Source organism: Plantibacter auratus, from assembly GCF_050587365.1.
Lineage (GTDB): Bacteria > Actinomycetota > Actinomycetes > Actinomycetales > Microbacteriaceae > Plantibacter > Plantibacter auratus.
On record NZ_JBOBFV010000001.1, the window covers coordinates 1448321 to 1461167 of the forward strand.

The 12847-nt window shown below is 70.4% G+C and carries 14 protein-coding genes and 1 pseudogene; 7 read left to right on the forward strand and 8 right to left on the reverse strand.

Annotation, left to right across the window (positions count from 1 at the left end):
• Positions 1–200 precede the first annotated feature (200 nt).
• A complete protein-coding gene (locus ACQ3HE_RS06885) occupies positions 201–569 on the reverse strand; it encodes a hypothetical protein (protein ID WP_430891862.1) in 369 nt (122 codons plus the stop codon).
• A gap of 378 nt (positions 570–947) precedes the next feature.
• Between ACQ3HE_RS06885 and ACQ3HE_RS06890 the strand changes: the two genes are divergently transcribed.
• The 6 genes and pseudogenes from ACQ3HE_RS06890 (at position 948) to ACQ3HE_RS06915 (ending at position 5423) form a co-directional block, all read left to right on the forward strand.
• On the forward strand, positions 948–1424 hold the full coding sequence (locus tag ACQ3HE_RS06890) for a hypothetical protein (RefSeq protein ID WP_430891864.1): 477 nt from the start codon (positions 948–950) through the stop codon (positions 1422–1424).
• Positions 1425–1787: 363 nt separating this feature from the next.
• On the forward strand, positions 1788–3059 hold the full coding sequence (locus tag ACQ3HE_RS06895; RefSeq protein WP_430891866.1) for an HNH endonuclease signature motif containing protein: 1272 nt from the start codon (positions 1788–1790) through the stop codon (positions 3057–3059).
• Positions 3060–3500: 441 nt separating this feature from the next.
• Complete coding sequence (locus tag ACQ3HE_RS06900; protein WP_430891868.1) at positions 3501–3959, forward strand: hypothetical protein; 459 nt, start codon at positions 3501–3503, stop codon at positions 3957–3959.
• A gap of 42 nt (positions 3960–4001) precedes the next feature.
• A complete protein-coding gene (locus tag ACQ3HE_RS06905) occupies positions 4002–4601 on the forward strand; it encodes a TetR/AcrR family transcriptional regulator (protein WP_430891870.1) in 600 nt (199 codons plus the stop codon).
• Positions 4598–5008, forward strand: a pseudogene (locus ACQ3HE_RS06910) (arsenate reductase ArsC); the annotation flags it as partial. The gene ACQ3HE_RS06905 and the pseudogene ACQ3HE_RS06910, both read left to right, overlap by 4 nt.
• A 274-nt stretch (positions 5009–5282) precedes the next feature.
• The gene (locus ACQ3HE_RS06915; protein ID WP_159877829.1) at positions 5283–5423 is read left to right on the forward strand and encodes a hypothetical protein; all 141 of its coding nucleotides are present in this window, start codon (positions 5283–5285) and stop codon (positions 5421–5423) included.
• Between the two features lie 26 nt (positions 5424–5449).
• Here the strand turns inward: ACQ3HE_RS06915 and ACQ3HE_RS06920 are convergent, their stop codons facing one another.
• Genes ACQ3HE_RS06920 through ACQ3HE_RS06940 form a run of 5 tightly spaced genes read right to left on the reverse strand, consistent with a single transcriptional unit; the run spans position 5450 to position 9366 of the window.
• Positions 5450–6211 (reverse strand): GH25 family lysozyme, encoded by a 762-nt coding sequence (locus ACQ3HE_RS06920; RefSeq protein ID WP_430891872.1) that lies wholly within the window; start codon positions 6209–6211, stop codon positions 5450–5452.
• A 45-nt stretch (positions 6212–6256) separates the two neighbouring features.
• Positions 6257–7333: a sulfate/molybdate ABC transporter ATP-binding protein gene (locus tag ACQ3HE_RS06925; protein ID WP_430891873.1), complete on the reverse strand. Its 1077-nt coding sequence runs from the start codon at positions 7331–7333 to the stop codon at positions 6257–6259.
• Positions 7330–8145, reverse strand: a complete 816-nt coding sequence (locus ACQ3HE_RS06930) for an ABC transporter permease (protein WP_411557929.1) — start codon at positions 8143–8145, stop codon at positions 7330–7332. The genes ACQ3HE_RS06925 and ACQ3HE_RS06930 overlap by 4 nt, the downstream gene beginning before the upstream one ends.
• Positions 8146–8149: 4 nt before the next feature.
• A complete protein-coding gene (gene modA / locus ACQ3HE_RS06935) occupies positions 8150–8965 on the reverse strand; it encodes a molybdate ABC transporter substrate-binding protein (protein ID WP_430891874.1) in 816 nt (271 codons plus the stop codon).
• Positions 8962–9366, reverse strand: coding sequence for a TOBE domain-containing protein (locus ACQ3HE_RS06940; protein WP_079705145.1), 405 nt, complete (start codon positions 9364–9366; stop codon positions 8962–8964). The genes modA and ACQ3HE_RS06940 overlap by 4 nt, the downstream gene beginning before the upstream one ends.
• A gap of 125 nt (positions 9367–9491) precedes the next feature.
• On the opposite strand from ACQ3HE_RS06940, the gene ACQ3HE_RS06945 reads away from it, so the two are divergent.
• Positions 9492–10160, forward strand: a complete 669-nt coding sequence (locus ACQ3HE_RS06945; RefSeq protein WP_430891875.1) for an SGNH/GDSL hydrolase family protein — start codon at positions 9492–9494, stop codon at positions 10158–10160.
• A gap of 6 nt (positions 10161–10166) precedes the next feature.
• Here the strand turns inward: ACQ3HE_RS06945 and ACQ3HE_RS06950 are convergent, their stop codons facing one another.
• Positions 10167–11462 (reverse strand): peptidoglycan DD-metalloendopeptidase family protein, encoded by a 1296-nt coding sequence (locus ACQ3HE_RS06950; protein WP_430891876.1) that lies wholly within the window; start codon positions 11460–11462, stop codon positions 10167–10169.
• Positions 11463–11481: 19 nt separating this feature from the next.
• Positions 11482–12798, reverse strand: coding sequence for a bifunctional phosphopantothenoylcysteine decarboxylase/phosphopantothenate--cysteine ligase CoaBC (gene coaBC, locus ACQ3HE_RS06955; RefSeq protein WP_430891877.1), 1317 nt, complete (start codon positions 12796–12798; stop codon positions 11482–11484).
• Positions 12799–12847: the final 49 nt, after the last annotated feature.

Genomic DNA, 12847 nt, shown 5'->3' on the forward strand with positions numbered 1-12847 from the left:
TTCCGAGCGCGGACGATCTTGCTCGATGGCATCAGTGCGTCCCTTCATCTGTCGGTTCCGGGCCTGATCCGCGGTCGTGTTGTACGCACACCGGGTACGCCGGGTCGGTCGGCCAGTTCGGGTCGATCCGATACGACACGGCAGGGGCGTTGCACGGTTCAGCCATACCGTCCTGGTCGGCTACTTCCTCAGTGCATACCTCAGCCACGGTCTGCTTCCACATCTGTCGGGGCAGAACTACGGGTGGCGGCAGCGCGGGCTTGGAGCCATCCGCCAGGGTCCTCGCGCACGGAGTCGCAGTGGACTGTCTCCTTGCCACTGTCGATCCAAGGTGTACCGGTCTCGATGCGTCGGGCTTCCTCAGCGGCACGTTCGAGGGCTTCTGCTGCCACCTCAGCGTCATGGGCGGCGAGCCATCCGCTGTTGGGCGCGGCCTCAGCAGCCTCCAACCGGTCAGCTAGCTTCCGCATCATGGGGTGCACGCGATGATGCGTGTCCCACTCGCGGACGGCTTCGATCAGATCAGCGTTACTCGACTCGGCCGTGATCGGTTCCATGGTGGTGTTCATGACGCTCCGTTCTTGGTGCGGGTGGTGGGTTCGTTGCCGTTGGCGGGGACGCCGTTGTCCCCGAACGATCTTCTGGCGGTGTGCTGCATTGCTGTCTTCCTTGGTGGGTCCGATGGTGTATCCATTGCTATCGGCTGCCACCTTCCGGTGGCGACCGTTGAGGACAGGTTAGCAGCATATTTCGACGCCATGCAAGCCTTTTTCGACAGGTTCCTCACAACTGAAAATCGTGAGGTCACGGGATCGACGCCCGTCGGAGCCACGGAACCCCCACCTAGCTTCTACATGGTGGGGGTTCTTTTTTTGCCCGGATGCCCGCGAACACCCACGCCACCACCCGAGTTGCCACTCCTGGCCCACGGCGGACAGACTCGCACTGTGGAATCGAAACCGTCACGCTGGGTGACCGCCTCCGTACTCGCAGTCCTGCTCGGCACGTCGCTCGTCGCCTGCTCGGACACGCGGTACGGACTGCCACGTGGTGAGGCCGTCGGCACCTGGCGCAGTGGGGACACCCGGCTCGAGCTCGCCGACGACGGGACCTTCGAAGCCACCGCCTGGCCCTCGGATGTCCAGTGCAGTCTTGGCGACGACCCCCACGCTGACGACCCGATCGACTTCTCCGGGACCTGGATGGTGGACAACGAGGGGACCAATCGAGACCTCGTCCTCCATCCCGGCGACGGCGCATGCGAGACGTCCCGGATCACCTCCGACGTGCGGAGCGACGACGGTCTCGCGCGCCTGTGCGTCCACGCCCGCGGATCCTTGTCCGGCCCGGCCGACAACTTCTTCACCCTGTATCAGGGTGATCCTCCGGAGACCGAGGACCCGGATCGCTGCTTGAACTACTAGCCCGCCCGGGCAGACGAGTCTCGCCCGCCCGATCCCTGAACCTTCCCCGCTCCCTGCGGCCTGTCGAAGGGCGCACGGAGAAGCATCCAAGACCAGCGACACCCATCCGGTCCCTGAGCCTGTCGAAGGGTACTCGTAGGCACTTCGACAAGCTCAGTGACCGGAAGAGGTGCACCCGCACTCACTCCGGTCTCCGCGCAACCTTCCCCGGTCCCTGAGCTTGTCGAAGGGCGCCCGGGAGAACCCCGCGAATCCGGCATGCCTCCTCCGGTCCCTGAGCCTGTCGAAGGGCACACGAGGAGACTCCCACATCCGAGACGAATCGGCATCTGGAATGTCAGTGGTCCATGATGGACTTGTCTCATGACCGAGACCACCGCCACCGCGACCCGCGCGAGCGACGAATACGCCGCGCAACTCGCGGAGTTCTCGGACGAGTGGACTGAGATCCACCGGCAACAGGCCGACCTGGACGCGCGGAAGGCGCGCCTCCTCGCCCGTTCCGCCGCCTACGCGGACGCCCTCGCGGACGCCACGGTCCCGGCCATCTTCCCGCCGGCCGAGCGTCAGGCGCTGTCCCGTCGGTCGACGTGCGCGGCCCTCGCGATGGCGACCCGGATGCCGGAGCGGACCGTCCAGCGTGCGACGAACGACGCCGAGCGTCTCATCAACGACGCGCCAGTCGTGCTGGCGTCGCTGGAGGCCGGCCGCATCTCGGCCTGGCATGCGAAGGTGATCACCGACCAACTCTGCGATGTACCTGCTACTGGGCGGGCGGCGTTCCTCGAGCAGGTGCTGCCGGTCGCCGAAGGTGCGACCGTCTCGTACCTCCAGCAACGCGCCCGCGTCCTGCGCGAGCGCCTCCACCCCGAATCGATCACCGCCCGAGCAACCCGCTCCGAGGCCGACCGCCGGGTCGAGTTCGAACCCGCCGCCGACGGCATGGCCTGGGTGCACCTCTTCACGACGGCACCGATCGCGCAGGGCATCGTCGAGCGCGTCGAAGCCGCCGCGGCCGAGTCGCGCGCTGCGGGTGACACCCGCACGTGCGCCCAACTGCAGGCCGACGCCCTGGCAGCCCTCGCGCTCACCGGCGTCACGCCCGACGACGTCATGTCGAGCCCGGTGCTCCCGCACCCGATCGAGGTCCAGGAGCACATCAAGCCAACAGTGCAGATCACGGTTCCGGCGCTGAGTATGGCCGGTGTGAGCGATGCCCCGGCGACGCTCGACGGCTACGGACCCATCGACCCGGAGACTGCGGCACGCATCGCGGTGAACGCACCGACCTTCACCCGGATCCTCGTCCAACCGGAAACCGGAGCGGTCTTGTCGGTCGGGCGCGGCCAGTACCGGGTCCCGGCCGACCTCCAGCGCGCGGTCCGCCTCCGGGACGGCACCTGTCGGGCACCCGGTTGCGGTCGACGCGCCAGGGCTTGTGACCTCGACCATTCGGTCGCCTGGGAAGACGGCGGCACGACGGATGTCGGCAATCTTGCCTGCCTGTGTCGACATCACCACCGGATGAAGCACCTCCCCGGGTGGAACCTCGAACACGGACCCGGCGGTGTGCTCGACTGGACGACGCCTGACGGCAAACACCATCGAACGGAACCGGATCCCGCACCGTTCTAACCCCCGCCAGTCCCTGAGCTTGACGAAGGGTTCTTCGTGGGCACTTCGACAGGCTCAGTGTCCGGGAGCGGAGTGCCCGGACGGCTTCGGTCACTGAGCTTGTCGAAGGGCTCGTGAGAACGTCGACGACCTCGGCGAGCGGGAACGGTCTGCCTCAACCAGCGATGCATCCTCGTGGGCACTTCGACAGGCTCAGTGACCGGGAGGGGTGTGCCCGGAACGATGAGATGTCCTCGTGGGCACTTCGACAAGCTCAGTGACCGGGGAGAACAAGCTCGGTGACCGGGCTGGACCGTGCCCGGATCGCTCCGGTCCCTGAGCCTGTCGAAGGGCAGTCGGGGTGCGCTCGCTCGGTGCGCGGGAGGACGTCCGCCGGCTGACATCGTGCACCTCCGTCCGCAAGCCCCAGACATCCGGGGCCGATCCGGACAGACTGGTCGTATGAGTTCTGCAGACGACCGCGCGACCGACGGCCCCGACGACGCCCACCGAGTCCCCGCAGGGGTCGACGACGCGACCGTGGAAGCGGTCGGCAAAGTGACCGAGGCGCTCGAAGTGGTCGAGCAGGCGCGCGGCATGCTCTACGGCTTCCATCGCCTGACCGGCAAAGCGGACCTCGCGCTCGGCGAAGCCGCGGACGCCCTGCGCGAAGCCGGACACGACGCCCTCGCCGACCGGATCGACGCCGAGCTGGTCGGACGCAACGTCATCGACGGACGCTGGACGTTCCAGATCGTCGAAGACTACGACGGCAACTACTGGGAACCGTTCCGCACGCTCGAGGCGGAGGTCCGCAACGAGCTGGCGGGCGGCCGACGCCACCTCGCGGAAGCCGCCATGAAGGAGGACCGCCGCACGCACGGCGCGCCCCACCACGAAGCCACACCGCCGACGGTCTGAAGCCGCACGGCATCAGGGCCGCGTGCCGTTAGGCTCGATCCGATGACCGATGCACCCGTTTCCCGGACGAAGTTCTCCCGCCAACGAGTGATCGTCGGAGCCGCCGAGTTCGCCGACACGTATGGCGCCGACGCCCTCACGCTCGCCGCTCTGGCCCGCGAGCTCGACACCTCGGCACCGGCCCTCCTCAAGCACGTCCGCAGCACCGAGGACCTCCGCGCCGCCGTCGCCCAGCTCGCCCTCGCCCAACTGGCCAGCGGACTCGACATCGCGACGGCCAGTCTGAGCGGGTCCCCTGCACTCACCGCGCTGGCCGACGGGTACCGCCGCTTCGCCCTCGCCTATCCCGGTCGGTACGCCCTCGCGTTCTCGATCGAGGACGTCCGCGCCGACACCGGCGAGCCGGCCGACCGCGAGCTCGTGATGCTCGTCGAACGGACACTGGCGGGGCGCGGTCTCGACAGCGTGGCGATGACGGACGCCGGACGCATCGTCCGGGCGGCCCTCCACGGCTTCGTGTCCCTCGAGCTCGTCGGCGGCTTCACCCGCGGCGCCGACCCCGCCACCAGCTACGCTGCCCTCGTGGACCTGCTCGACCATTCGTCCGCGCTCGGCTCACGCCACCTCCAGGAGACGCCATGACCAGCACGACCACCACCGCCCCGACCGTCCTCTTCGTCTGCGTGCACAATGCCGGTCGATCCCAGATCGCAGCCGGCTTCCTCGACGCCCTCGCCGGCGACCGGGTCGAGGTGCTGTCGGCCGGGAGCGAACCGAAGGACCGGATCAACACCGTGGCGGTGGAGGCGATGGCCGAACACGGCATCGACATCACCGCAGCCGTGCCCCGCATCCTCACGACCGACGCCGTCCGGGCGTCCGACGCGGTCATCACGATGGGCTGCGGCGACGCCTGCCCGATCTTCCCCGGCAAGCGCTACGAGGACTGGGAACTCGAGGACCCGGCCGGCCAAGGCATCGAGGCCGTCCGCCGCATCCGCGACGACATCGAGGAGCGGATCGCCGCGCTCTTCGTCGAACTCGTGCCCGCCGAGGCGTCCGAGTTCCCGGCCACCATCGGCTCGGTCGCCCATGAAGCGCTCGGCGCGCACGGGTTCACCCGCTTCGAGCAGCTCACGCGGGTCTCCCCCGCCGCCCTGCTCCGCATCCACGGCGTCGGACCGAAGGCCGTCGACATCCTGACCGAAGAACTCACAGCCCGCTCACTCGCCTTCGCCTCCTGAGAGCGATGGTGGTCGGCCAGCGCCCGGCATCGGCACGCAACCCCATTGCCCAGCGCGACACCCGTCGTATCGTGGTCGTATGAGCAAGCACGCAGCGAACGACGACAACCTCCCCGAGGACCACGAGACCACCGAGGACTCCATCGAGCAGGAGGTCGACGGCGAGGATACGTTCCTCCCCATCGCCGAGCCGACCACCGGTCCCGCTCCCGCCCCGTAACCCGACGCGCCTCCGGGGGCCGCGGATCAGGGGCCGACGAGGGCCTGGAGGTCGCGCAGGGAGCCGTCGAAGACGTTCACGTCGATGAACTCCTCCTTGCCGACGTACCCGGGCATCCGTTCCCGGCTGGTGTACTGCCAGAGGTCCCACGCCCGCCCGTCCGACAGGACCGGCGGCGTGACGACCGAGCGGATCCACATCGGGTTCCGCTCGTACGAGGCCGCGAGGAACGCGTCGTAGTACCGCATGGTGGCGTAGATGATCGGCGGCCGACCGTAGTGCTCCTCGAGTGCCGCGAGGAGCGGATCGAGTACGGCGGCGACCCGCTCCACACTCGGTGGCGTCCGGCAGTAGTCGGCATAGCACTCGAGATCGATGGTGATCGGGAGAGCGCCCGCCGTGACCGGCACGGTGTCGAAGATGTTCTGCGCCTGCGTCTCGGCAGGGCTGTCGAAACTCAGGAAGTGGTACGCCCCGATCAGCAAGCCGGTCTCGTCGGCCGCTCGTTGCGCGCCCGCCCAGTTCGCGGCGAACCGTTCGTCCTGATCACCGGATCCCTCGGTCGCCTTCATGATCGCGAAGTCGATGGGCTGCGCCGCGAGCACATCCCAGTCGATCTCGCCCTGGTAGGAGGAGACGTCGACACCGCGCACCGCGTACGAGGCGGCCAGGATCGCGTTCGGCCGCACCAGCCCCATGGCAACGAGCGCCGCGCAGATCCCGCCGATCGCGAGGGTGCCGGCCGCCCCGACGACGATCGGCCACCAGCGTCTCCAGAATCGGTTCATCGGCTCACTCTGTCACGTCTCGGCCGTGTCCCGATGCAGGACGCCTCAGCGCGGGTAGAGGACGGCTGCCCGCGGGTCGACCACGAAGTCGACGACGTCCCCCGTCGACCAGCCCGCGGCCGCGAGCTGCTGCACGGCGACGTCGGCGGTGATGACCGCCGAGCGGACCCGGACGACGTCGCCCCGCGGCTCGAGGTCGGTGATCGTCGCGCGGAGGGCGCCTGACGCACTCGGGACGCCAGACCCGTCAGCCTCGCGGACCTCGACGCGGGACGGTCGGAACGCGCAGGCGACCGCGACCCCGGCCGGGATCGGGTCGGCCTCCGCGGAGGAGTCGACCTCGACCTCCGTTCCGTCCGGCAGACGGAGCCCGCGTGCCGTGCGGACGCCCGTCAGCAGTTCGAGTCCCGCGAGGTCAGCGGTGAACGCCGTCCGCGGCCGCTCGAGCACCTCCGCCGTCGGCCCCTGCTCGACGACGCGCCCGGCGTCCAGCACGATCACCCGGTCCGCGAGCGTGTACGCGTCGAGCACCTCGTGCGTCACGAGCACGGTCGTCCGCCCACGCAACTGGTCGCGGAGCATGCGGCGGAGGTGCGGGGCGACCGTCGCATCGAGCGCGGCCATCGGTTCGTCGAGGAGGAGCAGGGCCGGGTCCGGGGCCAGCGCGCGGGCGAGCGCCACCCGCTGCGCCTGGCCGCCGGACAACTCGGCAGGACGGCGCCCCTCGAGCTCGGACGCCTCGACCTCCGCGAGTCGTCGTCGGGCGATGTCCCGAGCCTCGCCGCGTGACGCACCGGCGACCAGCGGGCCGTAGGCGACGTTGTCGAGCACGGAGCGGTGGGGGAAGAGCAGTGCTTCCTGGGCCAGGAGCGAGATCCCCCGCCGATGCGGCGGCAACCACTGGTCCCGAGCCGATCCACCGACCGCGAACAGCTCGCGACCGGCGAGGGTCGCGTGACCGGTGTCCGGACGCAGGAGCCCGGCGAGGACCGCGAGCAGCGTCGACTTGCCGGCGCCGTTGGGGCCGAGCACGGCGACGGTCTCCCCCGCGGCGAGGTCCACGGCGAGCTCCCAGTCGCGTTCACGCAGCGTCGCTCGGAACGCCAGGGCCGCCCCGGTCATCGAACCACTCCGGCGACGGTCCGTCCACGGCGGATCGACCCCTGCGCCCCAGCGACGCCGACGACGAGCACGGCCACGACGACGAGGACGAGCGACAGTGCGACAGCGGCGTCGGGATCCGTCTCGCGCTGCAGGTAGATCTCGAGCGGCAGCGTCCGGGTGACCCCCTGGAGGCTGCCCGCGAAGGTGAGGGTCGCCCCGAACTCGCCGAGGGCCCGCGCGAACGAGAGGATCGCGCCCGACACGACGGCGGGCGCGAGGAGCGGCAGCGTGACGGTGCGGAAGACGGTGGTGGGACGAGCACCGAGTGTCGCGGCGACGGCTTCGTACCGCGAGCCGGTCGTGCGGATCGCCCCCTCCAGGCTCAGCACGAGGAACGGCAGGGCGACGAAGGTCTGGGCGAGGACGACGGCGGTCGTGGAGAACGCGATGTCGATCCCGGCGTCCGCGAGTGCCGGCCCGAGCAGGCCGAGCCGGCCGAAGGTGTAGAGCAGGGCGATCCCGCCGACGACGGGCGGGAGCACGAGCGGGAGGAGGACGAGTGACCGCAGCAGCCGTTGCCCCGGGAACCGGGTGCGCGCGAGGACGAGGGCGAGGGGCACGCCGAACACGATGCAGAGGGCCGTCGCGAGTGACGACGTCCGCAGACTCAGCCCGAGCGCCGCGATCGACGACTCGGAGGTGACGAGTGCACCGAAGTCCGCCCAGTCCACGCGCAGGACGATCGCGACGAGCGGCAGCAGGACGAACGCCGCGCCGACCACGGCGACGACGATGATCCAGCGGGGTACCCCCGAGCCGAGTCCTCTCACGGGGTCACGGTGCGCCGAAGCCGGCGTCGGCGAGCACCCGCTGTCCCTCGGCGCTCACGACGTACGCCGCGAAGGCCGCCGCGACGGTGGGGTTCGCGCTCCCTGCGAGCGGCGCGATCGGGTAGGTGTTGACGGCCTTCGACGACTCGGGGAAGGTGATGCCCCGCACGGCGTCGCCGGCCGCGATGACGTCGGTCACGTAGACGAGCCCGGCATCGGCCTCGCCCGAGGTCACCTTGCCGAGGACGTCGGTCACCGACGACTCCTCGCTGACCGGGCTCAGCGCGACACCCGAGGCGTCCTCGACGGCGACGGTGGCCGCTCCACAGGGGACCTGCGGCGCGCACACGACCGTCTTGACGCCCGGACGGGCGAGATCGGCGAAGGTCTTCACACCGGCGGGGTTCGACGGGGGCACGGCGATCTGCAGGACGTTGGTCGCGAAGTCGACCGGATCGCCCTCGACGAGGTCGGCATCGGTCAGCTTCGCCATGTTCTTCTCGTCCGCGGAGGCGAACACGTCTCCGGGAGCACCGTTCGTGAGCTGCGTGACGAGGTCGGAGGAGCCGGCGAAGGTCAGCTCGACGGTCGTACCGGGGTGCGCCTCCTGGAAGTCCTCCGCGAGCGCGGTGAAGGTCGTCTTGAGCGAAGCCGCCGCGTAGACCGTGATGGAGCCGCTGAGCTCTTCCGTCGTGGCCGAGGCGGTGGGTGTCGGCGTCGCGGCGGGGGCGGCGCAAGCGGATGCTGCGAGCAGGACGCCGGTGCCGAGTGCCAGCGCGCTGAACAGTCGGAAGGATCGACGGGGTGCGATGCGGTTCATGAGCTCGCCTTCGGGGTCTCGATGAGGACCGTCGTGGCCTTCACGACGGCGATGGCCGTGGAGCCGAGTTCGAGGCCGAGTTCACGCACGGCCTCACTGCTCATGAGCGACACCACGCGATGCGGGCCGCACTGCAGTTCCACCTGCGCCATGACCGTGTCCATCGTGATGTCGGTGACGATGCCGACGAAGCGGTTGCGTGCCGAGCGTCCGATCTCCGAGGGGTCGACGGGGAGGACGGCGTTCTGCCTGGCCAGTTGAGCGAGCGACAGGCCGTCGACGACGCCACGGCCTGCGTCGTCCTTCGCGCTGACGAGTGCGCCCTGGTCGATCCAGCGACGGACGGTGTCGTCGCTGACCCCGAGGAACAGGGCGGCGTCTCGGATACGGATCTGCGGCATGGAGTCAGGCTAGTGCACGCATTCGCGTTGACACGACCTAGCTGGAACCGCATTCGCGCTTCGGGTCGTCGGCGGCCGACCGGCGCTTCGACCCTCCGCGACGCCCACCGCTCCGAAGCATCCCTATGAAATCACGACTGCTCGCCGCCGTCACCCTGCTCGCCCTCGCCACTGGCCTCACCGCCTGCGCGTCCCCCGGCTCGGGGACCGGCGGCGCCCCGGGCGACGGACCGATCGTCGCGTTCTACGGCGATTCGTACACCCTCGGCACCGGAGCGAGCGACCCGGCCAATCGCTGGTCCACCGTCGTCAGCGAGGAACGCGGCTGGCGGGAGTTCAACCCCAGCGTCAACGGCCTCGGGTTCGTGAACCACCGCGACCGCTTCGGCGACGGCAGCGGCGACCTGCCCTCCCTCATCATCGCCGAGCAGCCCGACATCGTCTTCGTCACGATGGGGCTCAACGACGCGTTCAGCTTCGACGACGCCGCCGAGCGGATCCACGAACAGATCACGACCGACCTGCAGCGCCTTCGTGACGCCCTCCCGGACGCCCGCTTCATCGTGGTCGAACCGTTCTGGTACACCGACGAACGGCCGGAGTCGATCGAGACGATCATCGACTGGGTCGCCGACGCGGCCCGGGAGATCGGCGCCGACACCATCCCGGGGGCGTCGCACTGGATCGAGGGCCACCCGGAGTGGATGGCCGCCGACGGACTCCACCCGAACGACGAGGGCTACGCCGAGATGGCCCGACGCATGGACACCGAGCTCGAGCGGCTGGGCCTCTGACGCGGGTCAGCCGATCCGGATGCCCCGGTCCGCCATGAACGGGACGGCATCGACGCGCGAGCCGCCGATCCTGACCTCGAAGTGCACGTGGCATCCGGTCGAGGCACCCGTCGTCCCGACGAGCGAGATGTTCTGACCGGCGGACACCCACTGCCCCTCGCCGACGAGGATGCTGCTGTTGTGCGCGTACCCGGTCATGACGCCGCCACCGTGGTCGACGAGGACCCAGTTGCCGTACGTGCCGAGCCAGCCGGCGTAGACCACGGTGCCGGCGTTCGCGGCGTAGACCGCTCGCCCGCAACCCGCTCCGATGTCGGTGCCCGAGTGGAACGGGTTGACGCCGGGCACGGGGCGACCGGGTCGCGGTCCGTAGTTGTCGGTGATCCGGCCGGAGATCGGCAGGGCCCACCCCTGGCTCCCGACGGCACCCGAAGCACCGCCACCTCCGCCGCCGCCACCTCCGCCACCGCCCGCGTTCGCAGCGGCCTCGGCAGCCGCGCGTGCAGCCTCAGCCGCAGCCGCCGCGGCTGCAGCAGCGGCGGCCGCAGCCGCCTTCACTTCCTCGCCCTTGCGGTAGTCGGCCTCGGTGGCTGCGCGGTTCTCCTTGAGGACCACGAGCTGGGCCTCAAGCGTCGCGAGGTACTCCTGCTGCTCGGACACGGCGGTCTCGGCGTCGGCACGGGCTGCGACCGCATCTCCGAGCGCGGTCTCGGCTGCCGCGGCGAGCTCGCCGAGGGCGGCCTCGGCGATGGTCGCCTGCTCGGTGAGGAGCGACGCCGTGTTCGCATCGGTCCTCGCCCGGTCGTAGGTGCCGTCCGTGGACTCGCTGAGCTTCGTGATCGTGCTCAAGCGCCCGAGGAGCGACTCCGGCTCCTGGCCGTCGAGGAATGCGGCGGTGCTGAGGTCGACGTTCCCCGACCGCAACCACGCGGCGACGAGCGCGCCGGCCTGGCGCTTGGAGGCCTGTGCCGCGGTCGTCGCGGCGACGGCCTGCTCGCGGAGCGAGACGGCACGGTAGCTCGCCTCGTCGACGGCCAGCTGAGCAGCCTCGTACTCATCGGCACGGAGGACGGCCTCGGCTTCGGCGAGCGCCGCAGCGGTCTTCAGCTGCTGGACGAGCCCTTCGATCTGACCGATGGTCGACTGCTTCGAGGATTCGCTCGAGCGGGCCGCCTCGACGTCCTCCCAGCTGGGGTACTCCGCAGCTGCGGCCGGCTGTGCGAGACCCATCGAGAGGACGATGACTCCGGCGAGGGCCGCGGCGATGGAGGCGCGACGGCGCGCGGGACGGAGGCGTGGCATGGTGCCATCGTGGCAGTGGTCAGCCCTGTTCGGGGGGAGGCTCGCCCGCCTGGGAACGAACCGGCTCCGCCCGGTGGGCGAGCACGAGGTCGAGCAGCCGGTCGGCGATGCTGCGCTTCGATCCGGTCGCCTCACCGACCACCTCGCCGGCACCGTCGATCACGACGACCTCGTTGTCGGGCGTGCCGAAGCCGTTCGTCCACCCCACGCGATTGAGCACGAGGAGGTCGGCGCCCTTGCGTACCGCCTTGGCCCGGCCAAGGGCCAGCAACTCCTCGCGGTCGGTGGCGGTCTCCGCGGCGAACCCGACGACCAGTCGCCCCGGCACCCTGGTTGCGGCGAGTCCGGCGAGCACGTCGGGGTTGCGGACGAGTCGCAGGGTGAGCTCGTCGCCGGTGTCGTCCTTCTTGATCTTCCGTTCGGCGATCTCGGCGGCGCGGTAGTCCGCCACGGCGGCCGCCATGACCACGAGCGTCGCGTGGGCCGCCGCGTCTTCCATGGCCGCTGCGAGTTCCGCTGCGGTGCCGACCGGGACGACCCGCAGACCGTCGACCGCATCCGCTTCGGCCGCGACATCGAAGTCCAGGTGCGCCGCGACGAGCACCACCTCGGCTCCGCGCTCGGCGGCGGCCTGCGCGATGGCCAGCCCCTGCCGGCCGCTCGACCGGTTTCCGAGGAACCGCACCGGGTCGAGCGGCTCGCGGGTGCCGCCGGCCGAGACGACGACGCGCTCGGCGCGGAAATCGTCCGGGTGCGCGTCCGTTCCAACGCTGCGTCCGGCGAGCAGCGCCAAGCCGGCGGCCACGATGTCGTCGGGTTCGCTCATGCGTCCCGGCCCCGTGTCGCCGCCGGTCAGCGCGCCGTTCGCCGGCCCGATGACGGCCACCCCGCGCGATCGCAGGAGGGCGACGTTCGCGGTCGTCGCCGGGTGCTGCCACATCTCGGTGTGCATCGCCGGCGCCAGCAGGACCGGCGCCCGGCTGGCCAGGATGGTGGTGCCGAGGAGGTCGTCGGAGAGTCCCGCTGCGAGTTTCGCGAGGGTGTTGGCCGTCGCCGGCGCCACGACGATGAGTTCCGCGCGCTGCCCGAGGGCGACGTGCCGGACTTCGGCGACGCCGTCGTACAGCGAGGTCGTGACGGGGTTCCGGCTGATCGCCTCGAGGGTCGGCAGGCCGACGAACCGGAGGGCGCTCTCGGTCGGCACGACGTGGACGTCGAAGCCCGCGAGCACGAACCCGCGAATGACGCCGACCGCTTTGTACGCGGCGATCCCGCCCGTGATCCCGACGACGACCGTGCGCCCAGCCGCCTCCCGCGATGCGTCCTGCACGCCCATGCCGCCTCCTCGCTTCCGGCGCTCCCGCGCCGGGTCCTCGTCTAGTCTG

Coding starts and splice junctions, on each gene's coding strand:
- ACQ3HE_RS06885 (WP_430891862.1), bottom strand. CDS start 569: ATGAACACCACCATGGAACCGATCACGGCCGAGTCGAGTAACGCTGAT.
- ACQ3HE_RS06895 (WP_430891866.1), top strand. CDS start 1,788: ATGACCGAGACCACCGCCACCGCGACCCGCGCGAGCGACGAATACGCC.
- ACQ3HE_RS06900 (WP_430891868.1), top strand. CDS start 3,501: ATGAGTTCTGCAGACGACCGCGCGACCGACGGCCCCGACGACGCCCAC.
- ACQ3HE_RS06905 (WP_430891870.1), top strand. CDS start 4,002: ATGACCGATGCACCCGTTTCCCGGACGAAGTTCTCCCGCCAACGAGTG.
- ACQ3HE_RS06915 (WP_159877829.1), top strand. CDS start 5,283: ATGAGCAAGCACGCAGCGAACGACGACAACCTCCCCGAGGACCACGAG.
- ACQ3HE_RS06920 (WP_430891872.1), bottom strand. CDS start 6,211: ATGAACCGATTCTGGAGACGCTGGTGGCCGATCGTCGTCGGGGCGGCC.
- ACQ3HE_RS06925 (WP_430891873.1), bottom strand. CDS start 7,333: ATGACCGGGGCGGCCCTGGCGTTCCGAGCGACGCTGCGTGAACGCGAC.
- modA (WP_430891874.1), bottom strand. CDS start 8,965: ATGAACCGCATCGCACCCCGTCGATCCTTCCGACTGTTCAGCGCGCTG.
- ACQ3HE_RS06940 (WP_079705145.1), bottom strand. CDS start 9,366: ATGCCGCAGATCCGTATCCGAGACGCCGCCCTGTTCCTCGGGGTCAGC.
- ACQ3HE_RS06945 (WP_430891875.1), top strand. CDS start 9,492: ATGAAATCACGACTGCTCGCCGCCGTCACCCTGCTCGCCCTCGCCACT.
- ACQ3HE_RS06950 (WP_430891876.1), bottom strand. CDS start 11,462: ATGCCACGCCTCCGTCCCGCGCGCCGTCGCGCCTCCATCGCCGCGGCC.
- coaBC (WP_430891877.1), bottom strand. CDS start 12,798: ATGGGCGTGCAGGACGCATCGCGGGAGGCGGCTGGGCGCACGGTCGTC.